The sequence below is a fragment of the Rhizobium sp. CNPSo 3670 genome, assembly GCF_057784555.1.
Genome location: NZ_JBXSOL010000009.1, coordinates 82,428 through 103,205 on the forward strand (window position 1 = coordinate 82,428; position 20,778 = coordinate 103,205).

The following is a 20,778-nucleotide window of genomic DNA, read 5'->3' on the forward strand; positions in this document are numbered from 1 at the left end:
GCTTCGCACGCTCAGGATCTCGCGGCAGCCAGGTTCGAAAATCGTATTATGGCGTACCACGCACTGTAGCTGGCGGCGGCCGGCAATTCAACAGCACCGAGTCACCCTGGGGATAGCCGGTCTATGACTCGGCCGCCGGCCGCCGCTGCGCGACGATCTCTTCGACCACGGCCTTGGCCTGCACCCGAATGTCGGGGACGGCGGTAATTTCCCAGAATTGTCCCGCCGTCAAGGCGCCCACCGCAAACAGCCGGACAGGCGAGATCCGGGATGACCCTATAACCTCGGAAGCAGCATTCACCTGAATGCCGAGGCCGAGAGGATCGGCGGCGATCAGCTGAGACCGGTTCATTTCCTGCAAAAGCGGTGAATGGCTGATGCCGGCGCGCTCCATTCCCGTGCAGTTGATCAGCCAATCCGCCTTTATTGCGGCGAGATCGCTTGTAGCTCTAACTCTGTATCCGGCAACGAGCCTGCCCTCCTCGGCCTCGAGCAATTTCAGGAAGCCGGCGTGGAATCGAACGGCTCCTTCCGAGACGAGTTGGTCGAACCTGTCGAACACGACAGGCGCGACGCGGTGACGGTGGATGTTCCACCAGGGAAGCGCATGCCTGAGGAAGCGGGCCCGCTCCTTGTTGGAAAGCCGCTGCCAGAGAGCCTGTGTTTGCGGTCTCAGGCCATCCATCACGCTTCGCCAGTCGTCGACCGACCTGCTCTTTGCCCGCAAGCTCTTCAATATGCCGCTGATCGTCGTGGGAAGCGCCTCAACGTCAATCGGCAGAGGCGCGGGAGGATTTCTCGCATGCCCGAGCGGCGCAAGCCCGCGGCGCGAAAGCACGTCAATCCTGCCCCTATGGCCGTGAGCACGCAGAGCCAGAACCTGATCGAGCATCGTCAGGCCAGAACCGAGGATGCAGACCTTATCGGACGATGCGACGCGTCCCAGCCAGGAGAGCCGCCAGGGGTTCTCGATGATGCGCGGCCGCATCGACAGCGGTACGGCCGCCGGGTCGACCGGCAGCTTGGCGTTGCCGACGCCGAGGCAGAGCACCACGTTCCTGCCGGCAATCTCGTCGCCATTGCCGAGATGGAAGGCCAAAGTGCTGTTGTAACGTTCCACGCATCCCGCCGCTTTGGCCCGGATGAAATCAACCCGACAGCGGCCGTCCCGCTTCCGAAGCAGCTGCGCGAGTGTATCCCTGACATAGAGACCGTAATCGCTGCGCGAGGCGAAATCGCCGGCCTGCAGCCGCCGCCCGCGATTTTTCAACCAGTCGACAAAGTCGTCGGGCTGATGCGGCAGCAGGCTCATTCGGCCCGCGGGTACGTTGAGGCGGTGGAGGTAAAGTTCCGTGCGGTATGCCGTGCCGCGGCCGAAGCCGGGATCATCGCCAACGACGGCGACCGTCGCCGAAGCGGGAAGCTGCTCGATGAGATTGCAGGTCACGGCTATCGCCGAAAAACCGGATCCGACCACGATAACATCATATATCAACGCATTCTCCCTGACGGTCCACACCTTGGCTTCTGCCGCTCACTCGGCCCTGAGACCGCGCCAGCGGTAGAATCGCGAAAACAAATATCTCCATTGTCTATAAATATAGTTTGTTATTTCTCCCGCTAGCCCATTCTCACCCGTTAGGCTTTTGAGGGTGAGATCAAGGGCCGGATGAGGCCCTGAACAAAGGGGCTCAAGATGAATTTCAGAAATTTGATTGCCGCGATCGCCGTCGGCGTCGGAACACTTGCAACGGCTTTTGTCGCCGAGGCGGCGGATAAAAAGGTCGTCGTCGGCTATCAAACCGACGCGCTGCCGTCTTCGGTCGCGATCGCCAATGGCGAATTTACCAAGGCGACCGGTTATGAAATCGACTTCCGCAAGTTCAATTCGGGGGCCGAGATCTTTGCAGCCATCGCCTCGGGCGATGTCCAGGTCGGCTATGTCGGCTCCAGCCCGTTCGCGGCCGCGGTATCGCGCGGGCTCGAGGTCAAAGCCTTCTACCTGGCATCCATCTCGGGGATCGACGAGGCTCTTATCGTCCGTAATGGCTCCGGCATCGACAGCCTGAACGATCTGAAGGGCAAGAAGCTTGCCGCCGCGCCAGTGTCGACGGATCACTATCAGCTGCTGGCACTGATCAAATCGCTGGGCCTGACCGAAAAAGACGTCCAGGTCTTCGCCATCCCCCAGCCGGAAATCGTGGCAAGCTATAATCGCGGCGATATCGACGGCGGCTTCGTCTGGGATCCGGCGCTAACCGAGCTTAAGAAGAACGGCAAGGTCCTCGTGACCTCCAAGGATGTGGCGGACAAGGGTGCACCGACCTTTTCCGCCTGGGTTGCGACCTCCAAGTTCGCCGCCGACAATCCGGATTTCCTCAAGAGCTTCGCTTCGGTCGTCACCAAATATTACGCATCCTTCGCGGCGGATAAAGCCGCCTGGGGTCCCGACAGCGATAACGCCAAGTCGCTCGCAAAGCTTCTTGGCGGCACGCCTGAGCAGCAGGCTTCGGCCCTGAAGAACCTGACGCTGCTCACCCCCGAAGTCCAAGCTTCCGACGCCTGGCTCGGCGGCGGCGAAAAGGCGGGCGCCGGCAAGATCCTCAAGGACACGGCATCCTTCCTGAAGGAGCAGGGCAAGGTGTCCGGCGTGCTGGACAATTACGGCAGCTTCGTCACCGCCGACGCGCTCGCCGGCGCCACAAACTGATCCTCCCCGACGCCGGCGCGCGCGCCGGCGTCTAACGTGCGAGTTCCTCTATGCTGAAAGTCGATCACGCCAGCGTCTTTTTCTCCGCCCGGGACGGGCGGACCGTTCACGCGCTCGATCGCGTGTCTTTCGATATTCCCGAACGCGGTTTTGTCGTCGCACTCGGAGCCTCGGGCTGCGGTAAGTCGACCCTTCTTAACGCGATTGCCGGTTTCCTTCCGCTTTCGGATGGCCGGATCACGCTCGATGGCCGCAGCGTCGAACGTCCGGGTGCTGACCGCGGCGTCGTGTTCCAGAAGGACTCGCTGCTGCCTTGGAAGTCCGTCATCGATAACGTCGCGCTCGGGCTGAAATTCGCCGGCGTAGGCCGGAAGGAACGGCAAGCGCAGGCGCTGGAACTGCTCCGGCTCGTCGGTCTCGACGAGTTCGCCGGCGCATTCCCCTACGAATTGTCGGGCGGCATGCGTCAGCGCGTCGGCATCGCACGGGCGCTTGCGACCAATCCCGACATCCTGCTGATGGACGAACCGTTCGGCGCGCTCGACAGCCTGACGCGCGAGCAGATGCAGGAATTGCTGGTTTCCGTCTGGAACAAGACGGCGAAGAAAGTTTTCTTCATCACCCATTCGATCGAAGAGGCCCTGTTCCTCGGCACGCAGGTGCTCGTCATGTCGCCTCGGCCCGGGCGCGTCGTGGCCCGCTTCGACCTCGACTTCGTCACACGCTTTGCCGAAACAGGAGATGCCCGCTCGATCAAGGCCTCGCCAGAATTTGCCGAGCTGCGCGAGCAGATACGCGCCATTCTCCACAGCACCGAAGATTTGAGGAGCGTCGCATGAGCGATATAACACAGGCTCCGCCTATTACGACTCACACCGAGGATCGCCAGGTCAAGCTGGTAAAAATGGCCGGCTTCGGCGCAGGCGAGAGATCGACGGTGGCCATCAGCGTCGCCACGGCCCTCGCCATATTGCTGCTGTGGTGGTTCGTCGCCGCGCTTGGCGTCGTTCCGCACCTGTTTCTGCCGCGCCCGGACGAGGTGCTGACGCAGATCGGCGTCATCTATCATGACGGTTATGCCGGGGCATCGCTCTTCGAGCATGTCTCTGCGAGCCTGTTCCGCATCGTGGTCGCCGCCCTCATCGCGATCTCCGCCGGCATTCCGCTCGGCTTGCTCATGGGGCTTAACCGCTGGGCAAAAGGCGTGCTCGACGCGCCGATCGAATTCTACTGGCCGCTTCCGCCCCTTTCCTACCTGCCGCTGATGATTATCTGGCTCGGCATCGGAGAGACGTCGAAGATCACGCTCCTGGTGCTTGCGATGTTCGCCCCGATCTGCCTCTCGGCTCAGGCCGGCGTTCGTTCGTTGCCGATCGAGCGCGTCAATGCCGCCCGTTCGCTCGGAGCAAGCCGGCTGCAGCTCTTCCTGGACATCGTCCTGCCCTCGGCCCTGCCGGAGATTCTCACCGGCATCCGCATCGCGCTCGGTGTCGGCTGGAGCACGCTGGTTGCGGCCGAACTGATCGCCTCCACCCGCGGGATCGGCTTCATGATCATGTCGGCTTCGCAGTTCCTGGCAACGGACGTCGTCTTTGTCGGCATCGCCGTCATCGCGATCTGCGCCTTCACCTTTTCGGCCGCCGTCCGCTTCCTCGAGGCCTTCCTCGTTCCGTGGAAAGGCAAGCTCTGACCGAATGGCAGGCAGCAGGCACCCATATCAATGACTGCCTGCTGCCTCGGTCAGTCCATGTATGGCGACAAGTTCGTCCGCGACCAGCTTCTGAAGCCGCCATAGATTGCGGTCCCGAATGCCGCGCTCCTCCAGGTGCTTCACCGTCAGATAGAGATATTCGGCGCAGGAGCCCATATGCCCGCAGGCCCTGGCAAGCACACGCGCCACGGTCTCCAGCGGCAATTTTCGCGAAACACGCTCGCCTTTCGGGCCCGCCCAGAAGACCAGCGCACGCACAAGCCCATCTGCAGTCGCGACAGGAATCCAGCGAACCGTCGCAGCGTCCTCGATCGAGCCGACCTCACGGCGGATCAGCCGCCGAAGCTGGCCAAGGCGATCCTTATCGGCGAGCCGGAAAAGGATGCCGTTGCAAAGTCCACCGCGGTCGAGAGCCATCATCAGGCCCGGCTGGGACTGCGTCCCCCGCCAGCGGGTCATCTTCAGGCAGAAGGACCGATGCCAACCCCTGGCCGCACCCTGCTGCCATTGGATGGCATCGAAATCGGGCTTCCATATCAGCGATCCATAGGCGAAAATCCAAAGCGGTCCCGCGCCGGATTCGAGAAGCAGCCTCATGGCGAGCGTCTCCAGCTCCGCTTCGGTGAGCGGGGTCCGATGCGGCTCCGGACCTGGGTCGGCCTCCGGGCGTAGGCTCAGCGATACGAGCGCATCTGTGAGCGCACCGCCGAACATGCGGGCCTCGCTTGGCTGGATCACCGCCTGCTTGCGCTCCCGGATCGCAGTCACGTTCAATGCACCGTAAACTTGGCCGCATCCGCCCGGCGCCGCTCCAGGCTGCGGATCAGCATCGCGGCCTCCCTGACGATCGCCGAAAACGTCGCGTCGTCGGCATCGGCGATCCGTCCCGTCATATCGCGGATGATCGTCGTCAAATGGATGATCGAATGGCGGTTCTGCGCATCTTCCGGTCCGAGTTGGCTGTCGGCCATCGCAAGCAGCGCCTGAACCAAATGATTGATGGTCTGGCGGCGCCTGCTTCGCGGGTCGGCATTCGGGTCTTCGGTGAGCCGCAGGAGATCGGCGACGATGTCGGACATTGCGCTTCCACTCACATCGAAAAAGCCGGCAGCATGGAAACGGCGCGCTTTCGAGCACCCGAGCGCGTCTTCAAGGCTTCCAGCAGCCGGTAGCCGTTGCGCCAGCGTCCGAAACCGCTGGCGATATTGATGTGGCCGGCCAGGCCGATATTCCGGGTCTCGGCGTTCCACAGCCGACCGAACAGGGCCAGGCGGTCGACGGTCATATAGGCGTCGTTCATGCTGCCGACGACGATGCTCGGAAAAGGCAGAGGCGCCGTCGGCATATCGCCGAAGGAGATTTGTCCAGCGTGCAGGACTTCGGTAACGGGCAGGTCGCATGGTGCGACGAGCAAAGCTCCCTTCACGCGGCGCGCAACGCTCCGGCCGGCGAGCCTGGCGGCTAGCAGGCATCCGAGACTATGGGCGACCAGATAGGCCTCACCTGCCTCTTCGAGCGCGCTTTCCAGCCGAAACAACCACTTGTCGACGTTCGGATGATCCCAGTCGTCCTGGATGACGCAACGACTGTCCGGGTGATCCTGCAGCCAGTGCCGCTGCCAGTGTCCTTCTGCCGAGCCGAACAGACCGGGAAGGATAAGGACTTCGTTCATCGGATCAACCCGATCACTAGAGCGAACAGGAATATGAACGAGCCCGTGGTCGTGCAGATTCCGGCGGCATTCCGGAATAGCGACATGATGCTGCCCGTTGTTCTTTTCGCACGATGCCGACCGAGGCCGGGTTCAATGATGATAGCCATCACGTGACCTCCTCAATACCAAAGGCCGGGCGTCGCGCCCCAATAATGAAGTTCGTATTCGCGGGCAGACCAGTCCCGCTCTTCGTCGCGAGTGAGCAATTCATTTGCGGGCTTGCGCCCAGCTGCCGGCTTTAGATCAAGAAAGCGGTCGACCGCGAGCTTCAGCCAGGATTGGAAATCAAGCTTCATGCGAATCTCCTGTCCGGAACCGATTTTCTTCGGCTAAAGCGCGTCACACCAAATTGAGTCGTGCGGCGCGCCTCAGGTCATTGTTCGATGCGGGTCGTTCAAGACCGCGACCCACCTTTGGGTAACCTGCATCAGGAAATCAGCGAATGACGTCGCGCATTGGCAAGAAGATCGCCAAGCGATGCGGTCGGTCCGTAGAGCATCAGCAGTCGGTTCTCTTCCCGCTTGGCGAGGCGATATCGCCGTGCGAATTCAAAGACGCTCCACATCTGCTCGCCCGCCTCGGGCTTTTCAGCATCGTCGGCCGATACCTTCTGAAACCTGACCATGACGATGATCCTATTCGGCCGCCGCCAGCGCCGGCTTCACCTCAGGGAAGAAAGCAGCCAGTTCCCCGACCACCTCGCCGATCCGGTTCGAAAGCGCGTCCGAGGAGACCGCATAGTCGGTAAAGTCGCGGTCGGAGGCGTAGACGGCCGTCGGCAAGGTATGGGCCATGAAAAAGCCGAAGAGCGGCCGAAGCTGATGCTCGACCATCAACGCGTGCCGGTCGCCGCCGCCGGTCGCCGTGATGATGATCGGCTTCGCCCGCAGTTCATGCGGGTCGATCAGATCGATGAGGTGTTTGAAATGGCCGGGATAGGAACCCTTGTAGGTCGGCGAACCGACGATCAAGGCATCCGCCTGCACGATCTCGTCGATGACATGCTTGGCCTGCTCGTCAAGGTCCTTGCGCCACAAGGCGCTGCCGAGCGACGGGCCGACATCATGCAGATCATAGGTCCTGCTCGTAAAGCCGTATCGATCGGTCGCAAGTTCGGCGACATGCCGGACCAGAGCCAGTGTCTTGGAAGGACGATTGAAGCTGCCAGCAATGCCGACGAGTTTGAAACCTGACATTGTTTTTCCTCTCTTAAGACTGGTCAATTATTGTCTACAAAATTGATAGATAAAAGGAACGAGCGTTCCTCGTTGCTCTTATCGTTGAAAAAAACATCCGCCACAGATCCGGCACGCATAAGCTGCATCACGACATCATCCGGAATCACTGATCTCTGGGCCCGCACTCGGGCCAAAGACCGCAGCGATGGGAACAGGGCCGGCTGTGATGAAGACCTCTGAAAACTGAACGCCTATACGACGAACCTAGGGCAAGAGGCTTTGCGAACGCCGCCATAAATGGCTTTGCCGCAAGGTCGAATATTATTGGTATAAGATTTCCGGTTGAGCCTGAGGATTGGACGAGATGTCCTGCCCTTCCCGCAAGAGAAACTATAGCATTCTTATAGTTTTTAGCGGGAGCTTTTCATGCCAGTGCAGACGGCTGACGTCATCGATTTCCAGGCCTACCGGCAGTCGCGCAGCAAACATGCTGATGCGGCGAAGCCATCCGCTCCGGTATCCTTTGCGATGCAGCCGGTCCTCATGTGGGTGCCGTATTGGGGTTTCGTCCCGGTCATTGCAATGGGCATTGCAGGATATGGCGCCTGATCAAGTGCTCCTTTCCGGCGGCGAAGCGAGAGAGACTGCCGACGAGATCACGGCTCAGACAGGACAGAACCTGCGGCGCATTCGCACCCGGCGTGGCTATTCTCTCGACAGGCTGGCAAAGATCGCCGGTGTCAGCCGCGCGATGCTCGGCCAGATCGAGACCGGCAAGAGCAGCCCGACCTTAAGCATCCTCTCGAAGATCGCGCTTGCACTCGGCATTCCCTGCGCCGCTCTTATCGCCGAACGCGGCGAAACCCCGATCGTTGCCGTGCCGCGGGCAAAATCAAAAATCCTCGCCTCTTCCGACGGGCGCTTCCAGACGCGGGCTCTTTTTCCCTTCGAAGGAGAGAGGAAGGTGGAATTCTACGAGCTAAGGATTGCTCCGCACCACACCGAAAACGCCGACGCCCATCAGCATGGAACGGTCGAAAATCTGGTCGTCGCGCAAGGCACGGTCGAAATCATTGCCGGCAGGCAGGCGCCGCATATCCTCGGTGAAGGCGACGCCGTCATTTTCGATGCTGACGTGCCTCACCTCTACCGAAACATGACCGGAACGGAGGCGATTCTCTACCTGGTGACGACCTATCTCGAAGACGTTCGCGTCTGACGCAAAAAGCCCCCGTCTCCGGAGGCTTTCGGTCATTTCTTTGGGCGCATCTTGCAGGTGCGCTGGAGGCGGATGGCTCATGCCGCCATCATGCAGCACATCATCATGCCGCCGCAATTCATCATGACGGGCATGCCGCCCGACATCATGGACATCATGCGCTTGCAGCATTCCATGAACATGTCCTTGTCCATGCCTTCCATCGGCTTCATTTCGCAGACCATGCCTTCTGCCGTCATGGTGCACTTCATCGAGCCCATCATCATCATCATCGGCATCATCGCGCCATTCATCATCGGCATCATGGGCATGCCCGACATCATCGGCATCATGCCACCCATCATCGGGTTCATCATGTTGTTCATCATCGGCATCATGTTCATGGCGGGGTTCATCGTCTCTCTCCGGTAAATAGCGGCGTTTCGCGTTTCGATGAAGCGGGAGATAAAAGAACCATTTGCAGCAAACAATATAAAAAATTCTTCCTTTATCTTTTCCTCCAATAGAATGGAATGGTTGCGGCAGGACTGCGCAACATAGACAATATAACAGAATTCTATCCGTTATACTTGCCCAACGGCGCGGCAGGCGCTTCGCCCTTCCCGGCAGCTCACGGTCAAGCGCGCGTGCCATGACGAGCGCGCCCTCGCTGCACCGGGAGCGCGGCTCTATGAATGACGGGGGTGCGTCGGATCGTCGTGCGGCTTCAGGAGGAAGCGACGGGCAATGTCCCAATAGCCGTCATAGACAAGCCCGCCATTGGAGCGCACGAGCGTTTCGCGATTGTGGCGATAGATCTTGGGAAGGCGATACCAGGAAATTCCGGGCCGGCGATGATGGAGGACGTGCAGATTGTTATAGAGGAACAGCAAGCCGAAGAGGTGGCTGTTTTCGACGATGGCGGTGCGTTCCTGATGGCTTTCGGCATATCTGTGCTCGGCATAGGATCTGAGCCGCGTCATCGCTGCGCCGACATAGACGAAACCGAGATAAAGCCAGACCGGCACGCCACAGAGGACCGTCGCCCAGACAAGGACGGCGGCGACGCCTGCACCGTGCACCGCCCATATCCGTCGCCTTCCCGGTTCGTTCGCCCATATCAGTCGCCATTCCTGCCCAAGGAAACTCAACAGCATCACCGCAGGGCCGATGGTCAAACGGCCGAACAGTGTAGTGTTCCACCGCGCCAGCAGCCTGCCGGCCGCGCCGAGCTGTTGCCAGGCGGCCTTGGTGAAATAGGACGATTCAGGATCCTCGATCGGATCGGTCAGATATTCGTCGCGATGATGCTCCAGATGGCTTTCCCTATAGATCGGATACGGCAGCCAGAGCGACAGCGGTATCGACCCGATCGCGTCGTTTATCCATCGCTTTCCGGTCGGATGGCCATGGATAACCTCGTGCTGGAGGGAACCGTGCCAGGCAATCAGCCAGCCGCCTGCGAAGACGGTCACGATCGCCGGCAATGATTGCCACCACCAGGTGAGCGCAAGAAATCCACCATGGATGACGAGCGCAAGAATGACGGTCGGCCATTCCGGCGAAAGCGGCGGAATGGCTCCGGCCGCCTGTGAAATCCTGTCGGGCATGCGTGCAATTTTCCCCATCAACGAAGCCAATCTAGCGGAGGCCATCAAAGGCAGGGAACAAAGACCATCTATTTTATAGACTTCTCTGAAAAAATCCGTCTCTAAGGCCTGTCGCCGCGGAGATGACGTTCGAGAAAAGGCAGATTGTCCTGCCCCCAATAGAGTTCGCCGTCATGGACGTAGGTCGGGAAGCCGAAGACGCCGCTGTCGCGCGCATGCACGCGGTCGGCCGACCATTTGTTCTGAACATCGTCGTCTGCCTGGCGCCTGAGCAGCACGGCGCCATTGAAACCGGCGGCGTTAACGATCGCCTCGCGCACATCCGCCTTGCCTATATCCTTCGCCTCGCTCCAGAAGGCATGCTGCAGAGCACGGGCCACGCCGATCCAGTCCTGCCCGTCGAGATAGGCCGCAATCACGAAGAGGGACGCCGGTGTTGGGTCGCTAAGCTCGGGGCGATGCTCGAGGAACAATTCCTTGCCGCGCACACGGGCCCAGCGTTTGAGATCCCGAGTCCAGTAAGCGCGGCGGATTTCCGGGCGGTTGCGCGAAAAGATGCCGCCGTTTTCCTCGACCACCGTCGTCAAATAGGGAGTGATGAGGACGTCGTTCTGCGCCGCCAGCTCGGTAAAGGCATCGAAACCAATGTATGACCAGGGAGAGCCGATTGAAAAGAAGTATTCTACCGTTTTGGTCACTGATGAATGTTCCTCGTAGAGTGATTGTTCAGCCATCGAATGGCCCAGATCATCGGTTTGGCGAGATTTAGGAAGCGGCGCGAATTCCGGCTTGCGCTTTCCATCCGAGCGCGGGTGCGATCGTTGTCACGAAATCGTGGAGGATCTGGCGATATTGCTCATGCTCGAACTCGTAGGGGAGTTCCAGCCTCAGTTCGCTGACCTCGGGCAGAATCGGATCTGAAAATAGCCGCTCCAATATCTCCTCCGACGTGCCGACGATATCCCGGGCGAACAAGGTTCGCCGGTCGCCTTGCGGCGAGAGCGTCCGCTGATGGCGGCCGTCGGCATAGTCGCGGTAACGGCGGCGTGTGGCCGCATCGGCGCTGTCGAAAGGCACGATGACGCGGCCGAGCGCGATACGGCGCTCAGTACCAGAGGCGCGATAGGTTTTAATGAGCCGGGACTGAGCGGCGAAGAAATCGTCGGTCCCCTCCCCGGTTATGACGTTGCCGGTCAATAGGTTGAAGCCATTGCGGCCGGCCCATTCGGCCGAGCGCTGCGACCCGCCGCCATACCAGATGCGGTCGATCAAACCTTTGGCAAAAGGCTGCAGGCGCGGCCGCTGCGGGCCGAAGGGCGTCTTGATGAAGGTTTCATCATCTCCGAGATAGACGCCGCGCAGATTATCGGCGAAGCGCAGCACGCGATCATGCGAGAAATCGTAACGCGTCCAATCGCCGTCGAAGGCGAGCGGGCCGATCAGTTCGGCATGCAGCGGCCGGCCGGCACTGACGCCGATGTTCAGCCGCCCGCGCGAGAGAATATCGACGGTGGCAAGGTCTTCGGCCAGCCGGTAAGGGCTTTCATAACCGATCGGGATGACCGCCGTTCCAAGCTCGATCCGGCTGGTGCGCTGTGTGGCCGCCGCCAGGAAGGCGCTCGCTGAAGAAATCCCCGGCTCCAGATGCCGCTGGCGGACCCAGGCGCTGTCGAAGCCCAACACCTCCCCATATTGCAGTTGCTGGAGCGTCTGCTCCAATCCCGACAAGGGATCATCGTCGGGATAATTGCCGGGGGTGAGGAAGCCTATATGGCTGATGGATATAGTGCGGCCGCTCATGTCATGCCTTCCATTCAATATTTCGGCAGGCCGGGCGGGTTGGTCTCGGATGCCGGCAAGGCTTCCTCGGAAAGATGCCAGTGCTCGAGGATTTTGGTATAGGTGCCGTCCTTGATCAGGCCGTTGGTGGCGATGGTCAGCGCATCGGCGAGACCGCTTCCCTTGCGGGTGGCGATCGCGACATCGGAACGATCCGGCCAGCCGGCGCTCAGTGTGCCGACCCGCCTGATGTTCTTGTCCCGCGCGGCGATGAAGACGAGCTGGGCATGCGGCTGGACGATGACATCTGCCCGGCCGGAACGAAGCGCAAGCAGGCTCGCCGCCTCGTCGTCGTAATACTGCAGCTCGATCGGCTTCAGGCCGGCGGCGACGTCCTCTTCGCTCCACTTCACCAGGATTCGCTCCTGATTGGTGCCGGCGCCGACGATGATCCTGAGGCCCGCTGCATCCTTCGGCTCCTTGATCGAGGTGATGGGTCTGTCCGATTTCACGAAGAAACCGTGCATGCCCTGACGGTAGGTGGAGAAATCAAACTTCTCCTTGCGCTGCTCGGTCACACCGACATTGGAGATGACGGCATCATATTTGCCCGAGGTAAGCCCGAGCGGCCAGTCGATCCAGGCGACCGGCACGATCTCCAGCGTCAGGCCGAGGCTATCGGCGATGGCATAGGCATAGTCGGGATCGGCCCCCACCACGGTCTTGGTGGCATAGGTGGCAAGCGGCGGACCGCCGGGGCTGACGGCGATGGTGAATTTGCCAGGCGTGACGAACTTGAAATCCTTCGGGATCGCGGCGACGGCCGCATCGTTCCTGGCGGCATGAAGCCTGGCCGGCTGCTGCGGGCTCAAGTCGAATTCATCGGAGGCATGTGCTGCGCCGAGCCCTGTCAAGATTGCCGTCAGCGCTGTGAGGAAGAGGGTACGGATTGCTGGAAAGGTCGTCACGCTCGATATGTCTCCGTTTGCATAGAAAGGCAGAGACGGACCGGCGAGATGCCGGTCCGTAAGCCGACTATTACGAACCGCTCTTCGGCAGGCCGGGTGGGTTGGTTTGGGCCTTGTCGATCGCCTCAGGACCGAGATTCCAGGTATCGAGGATCTTCTTATAGGCGCCGCTGGCGATCAGGTCGTTGACGACATCGGTGACCGGCGCGGCAAGGCCGCTGCCCTTGCGCGTGGTGACGGCAATCTCGGCGGTGATCGGCCAACCGCCGCTGACCGTGCCGACGAGCTTGGTCTTGCCGTTGATGCCAGCAGCATAGGCCTGGGTCGCGTTGACGCTGAAGACAGCGTCGGCCCTCGCGGACTGGACGGCGAGATCCTTGACCGCGTCGTCATCGTAATATTGCACCTCGATCGGCTTCAGGCCGGCCGCAACGTTCCTCCGATCCCACTCCAGCAGGATCTTCTCCTGGTTGGTGCCAGCATCGGTGATGACCTTCAGACCGGCAATATCCTTCGGCTCCTTGATCGAAGTGATCGGGTTATCGGCTCTGACGTAGAAACCGAGCTCATCCTTGCGGTAGGTCGAGAAATCGAACTTTTCCTTACGCTCTTCCGTGACCGTCACGTTCGATATCACCGCGTCGAACTTGCCGGAGGTGAGCCCGAGCGGCCAATCCGCCCATGCGACGGACACGAGATTGAGCTTCAAGCCCAAACTGTCGGCGATCGCCTGCGCGAGGTCGACGTCATAGCCGATGACGGTCTTGGAATCGGAGGCATAGTCGTGCAGCGGCAGATTGCCGCTCGTGCTGATTCCGACGGTGAAGACGCCGTTTTCGACGAACTTGAAGTCCTTGATTTCCGCAATGCGCTTCTCGTTCTTTTCCACCCGCAGCCGGTTCGGCTGTTCGGGGCTGAGATCGAACTTCTGCTGCGCCTGAGCGGAGCCGAAACCGATCGCACCAATGGTGACGGCTCCTGCTATCAAAAGCTTTACTCTATCAGTAAATGTCATGCCCTTCTCCGTTTCATCTTAAGATTGTGCTTGTTGTCATTCGACCAGAGCAGCCCGTCGCAGCCCGGCCTTCGCCAGCGCTGTCGACGCTAGAGAACCTTTGCGAGGAACTCGCGTGTGCGGGGATGCTCGGCCTGGGTGAAAATCCGGGCCGGCGGGCCGGCCTCAAGAATACGGCCGCTTTCCATGAAGACGACGGTGTCGGCGACCTCGCGGGCAAAACCGATTTCATGGGTGACGATGACGAGCGTCGTGCCGGTGCGGGCCAGCTCCTTGATGACGTCGAGCACTTCGCCGACCAGTTCGGGATCGAGTGCGGAGGTCGGCTCGTCGAACAGCAGCACCTTGGGGCGGAGCGCCAATGCCCGGGCGATCGCGACGCGCTGCTGCTGGCCGCCGGAGAGTTGGCGCGGATAGGCGTTGATCTTGTCGCTGAGGCCGACGCGGGCGAGAAGCTCCTGCGCCAGCTGCACGGCCTCTTCACGGCCGATGTCGCGGACCTGGATCGGCGCCTCGATCAAGTTTTCGAGAACGGTCAGATGCGGGAAGAGGTTGAAGCTCTGGAAGACCATGCCGATATCGGCACGGCGCTTGAGGATATCCTTTTCCTTGAGCTCATAGAGCGTATCGCCTTTCCTGCTGTAGCCGACGAAATCGCCGTCGACCGAGATGAATCCCTCGTCGACACGCTCCAGGTGGTTGATGGAGCGCAGCAGGGTCGACTTTCCCGATCCGGAAGGACCCAGGATGGCGGTCACGCTGCCCGCCGCCAGGTTGAGCTCGACGTCGTCGAGCACCTTCAGCGAACCGAAGCTTTTGGAGATACCATGGATGCGCACCGCACCGCCTGTCCGCAGTGCCGTGGCGTCATGAAAACTGAGATTGCGTGTCCTATCGGTCGTGTTGTCGAGGGCCGGCAACGGTCGGCGGAAGCGCTCCAGGAATGCCTGGAAGGGCAGCGGCGTCGGATTGCGCACGGCGCCCTTGGAGAAATAGCGCTCGATATAGTGCTGGGCGACCGAGAGCACGGTCATGATGATCAAATACCAGACGGTTGCGACCATCAGCAGCGGAATGACTTCGAGATTACGGCGATAGATCACCTGGACGGTATAAAAAAGCTCCGGCAGCGCCAGCACATAGACCACGGAGGTGCTTTTCGCCAAACCGATGAGTTCGTTGAAGCCGGTCGGCAGGATGGAGCGCATGGCTTGCGGCAGCACGATGCGGAAGGCCTGGCGGCGGCGCGGCAGACCAAGCGCGGCGGCGGCCTCCAGCTGCCCATGATCCACCGACAGAATGCCGCCGCGAACGATCTCGGCGAAGAAGGCCGACTGGTTGAGCGTGAGGCCGAGATAAGCGGCAGCAAAGGGCGTCAGCAATTGTACGGTGGGGTAGTCGAACAGCAGCGTGTCGGTGAAGGGAACGCCGATCCTGATCGTTTCGTAGAGATAGCCGAGATTGTTCAATATCAACAGCAGCACGATCATGGGAATCGAGCGCAGTAGCCAGATGTAGCCCCAGGAAAGGCCTGACAGCAGCGGCGACTTTGAAACGCGAGCGAGCGCCAGAGCCGTTCCGAGGATGGAACCCGAAACGGCGGCGAGCGCAGTCAGGAGCAGCGTCCTGCCAAGGCCGACGAGCACGGGCTCGGCGAAAAACCATTCGGCAAAGACGCCCCAACCCCAGCGTGGATTGGTGAAGATGGAATAAAGCACCGAGACGATGACGATGGCCGCGAATACCGTGCCGGCCAACCGCTCGGGATGGCGGGCCGGGACGATGCGGTAACGGGAAGTGTCCTGCCTGGGTTCTGCCGTCCTGCTGCCGGGCTCAAGGCCCGCAAAATCCGTCGTCAGTTCCATTCTCATTTCCCTTTTATGATTGTCTGACTTGCCGTTTCAGAGATTTCAGCCGGCCACTTTCAGGCGCGGTTCGCTTTCGAAAGCCGGCACGACGAGATGGGTGATGTCCTTCTCGAAGGGCAGGCTCTTGTAGATCTCGGGATCGGCCGCCGTGTCGAAGAGCGCGGTGTAGCCATAGTTCAGATAAAGTCCGACGGCCTCCGGCTGGCGGAAACCAGTCGTCAGATAGATCCTGCTATAACCTTGGCGGGCGGCCTGAAGCTCCAGCTCCACCAGAACCTTGCGAGCGAGTCCCTGACGGCGCAGATCCGAACGTGTCCAGATGCGTTTGAACTCGGCCGTGCGATCGTCGTAATGCTTGAAGGCGCCCCCGCCGACGGTTTCGCCGTTGCGGATCAACAGCAGGAAGTTTCCGTGGGGCGGCGCAAAAGCTTCAGGAGGATACCGGTTCAATTCGGCTGCGGCGCCTTCGGCATTGAAATAGGTGCCGTAGCGGCTGTCATATTCGTGGATCAGTTCATCGATCAGCGGCTTGGCGCGCAGATCAAGAGGGCTCGTATAGAGAAACGTATCGCTCATATCGCTCATCACCCGTTGTCTTCAGTGAGGAAAGTTTCTGCGAGCCGGACCCAATAGCGGGCGGCGGGCGCAATGATCGCGTCGTTGAAATCGTAGTGGGCGCTGTGGAGAGGAGCGCTGTCGCCATTACCGACGAAGAGGTAGCTGCCGGGATTGGCCTGCAGCATGAAGGCGAAATCCTCGCTCGCGGTTCTCGGCCGGAAATCCTTCTCGATCGCAGCAAGGCCGAGAGCGTCATAGGCGACGTCGCGAGCAAATGCCGTCTCCTTGGCATGGTTGACCAGCGCCGGAAAGCCGAGCCGATAATTCACGTCCGCTTCCGCGCCGAAGCTTTCGGCCTGGGCCCGGGCAAGGGCTGGAATGCGCTCCTGCAATAGCTGGCGAACCGTCTCGCTGAAGGCCCGCATGGTGAGTTTCATCTCCACGCTTTCCGGGATCACGTTCGAGGCGGAGCCCGCATGGATTGAACCGACGGTGGCGACCGCCATGTCCTGCGGATCGACATTGCGCGAGACGACGCTCTGAAGCGCAGTGATGAAGGAGGCTGAAGCCAATACCGGGTCGACGGCGCGGTGAGGTTCCGCGCCGTGGCCACCTTTGCCGACGATCCTGATCACCGCCTGGTCGACCGAGGCCATGGCGGGGCCTGTGACGAAGCCGAACTGGCCTGCCGGGACACCCGGCCAGTTGTGCAAACCGAAGACCGCATCGACAGGAAAGCGTTCGAACAGCCCTTCCGAAATCATCTTACGGGCGCCGGCGCCGATCTCTTCGGCCGGCTGGAAGATCAGCCTGAGTGTGCCGCTGAAATTGCCGCTTTCGGCGAGATAGCGGGCGGCGGCAAGCAGGATTGAAATATGCCCGTCATGGCCGCAGGCATGCATGACGCCGGGATTGCTGCTGGCATAGGCAAGGTCGGTGGCCTCCTCGATCGGCAGTGCATCCATATCGGCCCGAATGCCGACCTGCTTCTTGCCTTCGCCACGTCTGAGGGTGGCGACGATGCCGGTACCGGCGATGCCCGTCGCCACCTCGTAGCCCCAGGAGGAAAGGCGGGAAGCAACGAGCTTGCTGGTCCTCAGTTCCTGGAACGCAAGCTCGGGATATTGGTGCAGATCATGTCGTAGCGCGATGATCTCATCGAGATAGCGGGCGATGCCCTTCTCGACCGGATCATTGCTGCGCGGGTTCTGAGCGATGACATCCATGGCGGGTTCGCCGGCGCCTCAGGCGCCGACTGCCTTTCCGCGTTCGAACTCCTCCGCCGCGGTCGCATAGCGGCTTTGACGGAAGGCTAGGCCCAGATGGTCGCGCAGCGTCGCGCCCCTGAGGACAGGATCGAAATAGCCGCGCTCGGTGAGGATCGGCAGGACGTATCTGGCAAAATCGTCGAAGCCCTCGGCAATGACGGGAAAGCCCAGGATGAAGCCGTCAGCGGCGCCATGATCCACCCAGCGGATGATTTCTTCTGCGATATGCTCGGCGGTGCCGATGAAGGCGGTGCGCGGCGTCGCTACATCGAGCGCGACCTGGCGGAGTGTCAGCGCCTTTTCCCGCGCCGTCCTTTTGATACGATCGGTGGTAGCGCGGAAATTGTTCCTGCCGATATCGCCGAGTTCGGGGAACGCTTCGTCGAGCGGATAGACGCTGAAATCATGGTGATCGAAGAAGCGGCCGAGATAGAGAAGCGCCTCCTCGATCGTAACGAGGTTGCGGATCGCCTGGTACTTGGCTTCCGCCTCATCAGTCGTCGCGCCGACGATCGGCCCGATGCCCGGATAGACACCGACCTCCGCAGCACTGCGGCCATGTGCAATCACGCTGTCCTTGAGCTGGCGATAGAAGGCCTGAGCCTCTTCAAACGGCCCGCCATTGGTGAAGACGGCATCGGCATGCTTGCCGGCCAGTCTGATGCCGGAATCAGAAGCGCCGGCCTGGAAGACGACGGGCTGACCCTGCTTCGAACGACCGATGTTGAGCGGCCCCTCGATGCGGAAGAAGCGGCCCTTGTGATTGAGGCGGTGCATCTTCGTCTTGTCGACAAACACGCCGGTCTCGCGATTGCGCACGAAAGCATCGTCGTCCCAGGAATCCCAGAGGCCCTTGATCGCATCGATATAATCCTCGGCGATCTCGTAGCGCAGCTCGTGTTCGGGATGCTCGCGGCTGTAATTGCGCCCCGAACCTTCGAGAGGTGAGGTCACCGCGTTCCACCCTGCCCTGCCGCCGCTGATGAGATCGATCGAGGCGAACTGGCGAGCGATGGTGAAGGGATCGCTGTAGGAGGTCGAGACCGTGCCGACAAGCCCGATCTTCGAGGTCGAAGCCGCCAACGCCGAGAGAATGGCGATCGGCTCGAACCGGTTGAGGAAATGCGGGATCGACTGCTCGTTGATATAGAGTCCGTCGGCGACAAAGGCGAAGGCGATGCCGGCTGCCTCCGCCTTGCGCGCGGTGTCGACGAAGAAGTCGAAATTGACGCTGGCATCGGCCGGGACGCTCGGATGTTTCCAGGCATTCATATGGCCGCCAGGCCCCTGCAGCATAATGCCGAACGTGACGTGTTTTTGAACCATGGGATCAATCCTCCTTGGAACGGGTCAAGCGACGAGGGAAATCCGCTCAGCGGCGAGCAGCTCGATGGAGGCAAGGCGGTCGGCGGTTGAAAGCGCCGGCGTGTCGAGCACGAACTCCTTGACGCCGTAGCGGCGGTGAAGCTCGTCCAATTCTTTGCGGATCTGCTTGGCCGTGCCGTGGAGCACGCTCGGCACCTTCTCCTCGATACGGTAATCGGTGACGCCGGCTTGGCGGGCAAATTCGGCCGCCTGCTCTTCACTGCCAACATTGACGGTCTGGCCGTTCGGCAGGAACACCTTGACGATGCGCAGATTGCCGACGCACTCACGGGCATATTCCTCGCTTTCGGCGGCAAAGGCTGCGAGCGCGAGGATCGGGCGCTTACCGCCGGATGCCTGCTCATAGGCCTCGAACGTCTTGTTGAGATTGTCAGGATCACCGTTCAGGTGGCCGGCGAAGACGAGTTCCCAGCCCTTCTCGGCTGCGAGTCTCGCGCTCTCGACGCTAGCGCCGAGCAGGAAACGTTCAGGAGCCATCGGCGGCAAAGGGGTCGCCTGCGCGCCGTCGCTATTGGGATCTGCGGCGAGATAGGTATTGAGGTCGGAAAGCTGGCTCGCAAAATCCGGCTTCCTGGACGGATCGACAGCTAGCTGCAGGGCCCGTGTCGATAGCGGAAAGCCACCCGGCGCCTTTCCGACGCCAAGATCGACGCGGCCAGGCGCAAGCGAGGCCAATAGATTGAAGGTCTCGGCAACCTTGTAGGCGCTGTAATGCTGCAGCATGACCCCGCCGGAGCCAACGCGGATCTTCGAGGTCCTAGCAAGAAGATAGGCGATCAGCGCCTCCGGCGCGGAGCTCGCCAGATTAGACATGTTGTGGTGTTCAGCGACCCAGAAACGGTGATATCCAAGTTCCTCGGCGCGGGCTGCAATCTTTACCGTCGCCCTCAGCGCATCGGCAGCGGAAAGGCCCTGTTCGATCGGGCTTTTGTCGAGAAGGCTGAGGAAGTAGGTCATGACCCGCCGATCCACTCAGTGGTTGCAAAACTTAATCTATAAAATCAGTAGACAACGTTCATTATAAGAAATGACATTCTCTTTCAGAGCCACCGAGTGGAAAAAAGCAGGCGCGCCTGAAAGCCACGGTGGCGTGCTGGGATCGCCGGCCGAGCTCTTCCAATCGACCATTTTGTGATCTATATTCTGGTCGAAAGGAATAACCGCATGAAGCTGTCAGAACAGGTCAAGCCGATCAGCTATCTCAAGGCGCATGCGCCAGAAATCATCCGGACGCTGAAGGACAACCCGCAGCCTGTCGTCATTACCCTTCACGGCGAGGCAAAGGCGATCCTTCAGGATGTAGGCCAGTATGAAGAAACGCAGGAGACCTTGGCGCTCCTGAAGGTGCTGGCGCTTACCAATCGGCAAGTCGAGGAAGGCAAGACGCGCCCTGCTGCAGAATCCTTCGCGCGCATTCGCAAGCGTCTGGCCGACAGCCAGTCCTGATGCCTTATCGTGTTCTTTTCGCCGAAGACGCGGAGCGCGATGTCGAGGATCTCTATCGTTTCATCACCGGTCGCGACGGCTCCGAGACGGCGGAGCGCATCCTGACGGAAATCGAGAACGCCTGTGCCAATCTCGAAGAATTCCCCGCCCGCGGAAATATCCCAAAGGAACTGGCCAGCATCGGCATCTCCGACTACCGGGAACTGCACCACACACCCTGGCGTATGATCTATCGCATCATGGGCACCGACGTCGTCGTCTATTGCGTGGTGGACGGACGCCGCGACATGCAGGCCTTCCTCGAGCGAAGACTTATCCGCTGAAATCCAGCACACCGTCCCTCCCCCGTTTCAACAGACTCGCCGGCGT

Annotated in this window: 26 protein-coding genes; 8 read left to right on the forward strand and 18 right to left on the reverse strand. The window is 60.7% G+C overall.

Annotated elements, in window-relative coordinates:
• Positions 1-121 precede the first annotated feature (121 nt).
• A complete protein-coding gene (locus AC13QO_RS11570) occupies positions 122-1,495 on the reverse strand; it encodes an FAD/NAD(P)-binding protein (RefSeq protein WP_488540710.1) in 1,374 nt (457 codons plus the stop codon).
• Positions 1,496-1,696: 201 nt separating this feature from the next.
• Here AC13QO_RS11570 and tauA point away from each other — a divergent pair, with 201 nt between their 5' ends.
• The 3 genes from tauA to AC13QO_RS11585 are packed head-to-tail and all read left to right on the forward strand — an operon-like array spanning position 1,697 to position 4,400.
• Positions 1,697-2,710 carry a taurine ABC transporter substrate-binding protein gene (tauA, locus tag AC13QO_RS11575; protein ID WP_488540711.1) on the forward strand — a complete coding sequence of 338 codons (1,014 nt, stop codon included), beginning with the start codon at positions 1,697-1,699 and terminating at the stop codon, positions 2,708-2,710.
• Between the two features lie 50 nt (positions 2,711-2,760).
• Positions 2,761-3,549, forward strand: a complete 789-nt coding sequence (locus tag AC13QO_RS11580) for a taurine ABC transporter ATP-binding protein (RefSeq protein WP_097599038.1) — start codon at positions 2,761-2,763, stop codon at positions 3,547-3,549.
• Positions 3,546-4,400, forward strand: a complete 855-nt coding sequence (locus AC13QO_RS11585; protein WP_285193917.1) for an ABC transporter permease subunit — start codon at positions 3,546-3,548, stop codon at positions 4,398-4,400. The genes AC13QO_RS11580 and AC13QO_RS11585 overlap by 4 nt, the downstream gene beginning before the upstream one ends.
• A gap of 27 nt (positions 4,401-4,427) precedes the next feature.
• Here the strand turns inward: AC13QO_RS11585 and AC13QO_RS11590 are convergent, their stop codons facing one another.
• The 7 genes from AC13QO_RS11590 to msuE all read right to left on the reverse strand — a co-directional run bounded on the left by AC13QO_RS11590 (position 4,428) and on the right by msuE (position 7,331).
• A complete protein-coding gene (locus AC13QO_RS11590; RefSeq protein ID WP_285193918.1) occupies positions 4,428-5,189 on the reverse strand; it encodes a gamma-glutamylcyclotransferase in 762 nt (253 codons plus the stop codon).
• 2 nt (positions 5,190-5,191) lie between these two features.
• Positions 5,192-5,500 carry a hypothetical protein gene (locus AC13QO_RS11595; protein WP_097599040.1) on the reverse strand — a complete coding sequence of 103 codons (309 nt, stop codon included), beginning with the start codon at positions 5,498-5,500 and terminating at the stop codon, positions 5,192-5,194.
• Between the two features lie 11 nt (positions 5,501-5,511).
• Positions 5,512-6,093 (reverse strand): RBBP9/YdeN family alpha/beta hydrolase, encoded by a 582-nt coding sequence (locus AC13QO_RS11600; protein ID WP_488540712.1) that lies wholly within the window; start codon positions 6,091-6,093, stop codon positions 5,512-5,514.
• Positions 6,090-6,242 carry a hypothetical protein gene (locus AC13QO_RS11605; RefSeq protein WP_198175576.1) on the reverse strand — a complete coding sequence of 51 codons (153 nt, stop codon included), beginning with the start codon at positions 6,240-6,242 and terminating at the stop codon, positions 6,090-6,092. The genes AC13QO_RS11600 and AC13QO_RS11605 overlap by 4 nt, the downstream gene beginning before the upstream one ends.
• A gap of 12 nt (positions 6,243-6,254) precedes the next feature.
• Positions 6,255-6,431 (reverse strand): hypothetical protein, encoded by a 177-nt coding sequence (locus AC13QO_RS11610; RefSeq protein WP_198175575.1) that lies wholly within the window; start codon positions 6,429-6,431, stop codon positions 6,255-6,257.
• A gap of 131 nt (positions 6,432-6,562) precedes the next feature.
• On the reverse strand, positions 6,563-6,760 hold the full coding sequence (locus AC13QO_RS11615) for a hypothetical protein (protein WP_085780814.1): 198 nt from the start codon (positions 6,758-6,760) through the stop codon (positions 6,563-6,565).
• A gap of 10 nt (positions 6,761-6,770) precedes the next feature.
• The gene (gene msuE / locus AC13QO_RS11620; RefSeq protein ID WP_085780813.1) at positions 6,771-7,331 is read right to left on the reverse strand and encodes an FMN reductase; all 561 of its coding nucleotides are present in this window, start codon (positions 7,329-7,331) and stop codon (positions 6,771-6,773) included.
• A 408-nt stretch (positions 7,332-7,739) separates the two neighbouring features.
• Here msuE and AC13QO_RS11625 point away from each other — a divergent pair, with 408 nt between their 5' ends.
• The 3 genes from AC13QO_RS11625 to AC13QO_RS11635 all read left to right on the forward strand — a co-directional run bounded on the left by AC13QO_RS11625 (position 7,740) and on the right by AC13QO_RS11635 (position 8,943).
• A complete protein-coding gene (locus AC13QO_RS11625; protein WP_085780812.1) occupies positions 7,740-7,922 on the forward strand; it encodes a hypothetical protein in 183 nt (60 codons plus the stop codon).
• A complete protein-coding gene (locus tag AC13QO_RS11630; protein ID WP_221112986.1) occupies positions 7,912-8,532 on the forward strand; it encodes a helix-turn-helix domain-containing protein in 621 nt (206 codons plus the stop codon). Before AC13QO_RS11625 ends, AC13QO_RS11630 begins: the two co-directional genes overlap by 11 nt.
• A gap of 72 nt (positions 8,533-8,604) precedes the next feature.
• The gene (locus AC13QO_RS11635; protein WP_488540713.1) at positions 8,605-8,943 is read left to right on the forward strand and encodes a hypothetical protein; all 339 of its coding nucleotides are present in this window, start codon (positions 8,605-8,607) and stop codon (positions 8,941-8,943) included.
• 257 nt (positions 8,944-9,200) lie between these two features.
• Here the strand turns inward: AC13QO_RS11635 and AC13QO_RS11640 are convergent, their stop codons facing one another.
• The 10 genes from AC13QO_RS11640 to AC13QO_RS11685 form a co-directional block, all read right to left on the reverse strand.
• Complete coding sequence (locus AC13QO_RS11640; protein ID WP_488540714.1) at positions 9,201-10,121, reverse strand: fatty acid desaturase; 921 nt, start codon at positions 10,119-10,121, stop codon at positions 9,201-9,203.
• A gap of 101 nt (positions 10,122-10,222) precedes the next feature.
• Positions 10,223-10,819, reverse strand: coding sequence for a DsbA family protein (locus AC13QO_RS11645; protein ID WP_488540715.1), 597 nt, complete (start codon positions 10,817-10,819; stop codon positions 10,223-10,225).
• A gap of 67 nt (positions 10,820-10,886) precedes the next feature.
• A complete protein-coding gene (locus AC13QO_RS11650; RefSeq protein ID WP_488540716.1) occupies positions 10,887-11,921 on the reverse strand; it encodes an LLM class flavin-dependent oxidoreductase in 1,035 nt (344 codons plus the stop codon).
• A gap of 14 nt (positions 11,922-11,935) precedes the next feature.
• Complete coding sequence (locus tag AC13QO_RS11655; protein ID WP_488540717.1) at positions 11,936-12,868, reverse strand: ABC transporter substrate-binding protein; 933 nt, start codon at positions 12,866-12,868, stop codon at positions 11,936-11,938.
• Positions 12,869-12,938: 70 nt separating this feature from the next.
• The gene (locus AC13QO_RS11660) at positions 12,939-13,883 is read right to left on the reverse strand and encodes an ABC transporter substrate-binding protein (protein ID WP_488540718.1); all 945 of its coding nucleotides are present in this window, start codon (positions 13,881-13,883) and stop codon (positions 12,939-12,941) included.
• An 89-nt stretch (positions 13,884-13,972) separates the two neighbouring features.
• Entirely contained in the window at positions 13,973-15,748 is a 1,776-nt protein-coding gene (locus tag AC13QO_RS11665; protein WP_488540719.1) for an amino acid ABC transporter permease/ATP-binding protein, read from the reverse strand.
• 45 nt (positions 15,749-15,793) lie between these two features.
• On the reverse strand, positions 15,794-16,339 hold the full coding sequence (locus AC13QO_RS11670; protein WP_488540720.1) for a GNAT family N-acetyltransferase: 546 nt from the start codon (positions 16,337-16,339) through the stop codon (positions 15,794-15,796).
• Complete coding sequence (locus AC13QO_RS11675; RefSeq protein WP_285193929.1) at positions 16,336-17,535, reverse strand: M20 aminoacylase family protein; 1,200 nt, start codon at positions 17,533-17,535, stop codon at positions 16,336-16,338. The genes AC13QO_RS11670 and AC13QO_RS11675 overlap by 4 nt, the downstream gene beginning before the upstream one ends.
• Positions 17,536-17,553: 18 nt before the next feature.
• Positions 17,554-18,903, reverse strand: a complete 1,350-nt coding sequence (locus AC13QO_RS11680; RefSeq protein ID WP_488540721.1) for an LLM class flavin-dependent oxidoreductase — start codon at positions 18,901-18,903, stop codon at positions 17,554-17,556.
• 24 nt (positions 18,904-18,927) lie between these two features.
• On the reverse strand, positions 18,928-19,920 hold the full coding sequence (locus AC13QO_RS11685) for an LLM class flavin-dependent oxidoreductase (protein WP_085780801.1): 993 nt from the start codon (positions 19,918-19,920) through the stop codon (positions 18,928-18,930).
• 207 nt (positions 19,921-20,127) lie between these two features.
• On the opposite strand from AC13QO_RS11685, the gene AC13QO_RS11690 reads away from it, so the two are divergent.
• On the forward strand, positions 20,128-20,409 hold the full coding sequence (locus AC13QO_RS11690) for a type II toxin-antitoxin system Phd/YefM family antitoxin (RefSeq protein ID WP_085780800.1): 282 nt from the start codon (positions 20,128-20,130) through the stop codon (positions 20,407-20,409).
• Positions 20,409-20,732, forward strand: coding sequence for a type II toxin-antitoxin system RelE/ParE family toxin (locus tag AC13QO_RS11695; protein WP_488540722.1), 324 nt, complete (start codon positions 20,409-20,411; stop codon positions 20,730-20,732). Before AC13QO_RS11690 ends, AC13QO_RS11695 begins: the two co-directional genes overlap by 1 nt.
• Positions 20,733-20,778: the final 46 nt, after the last annotated feature.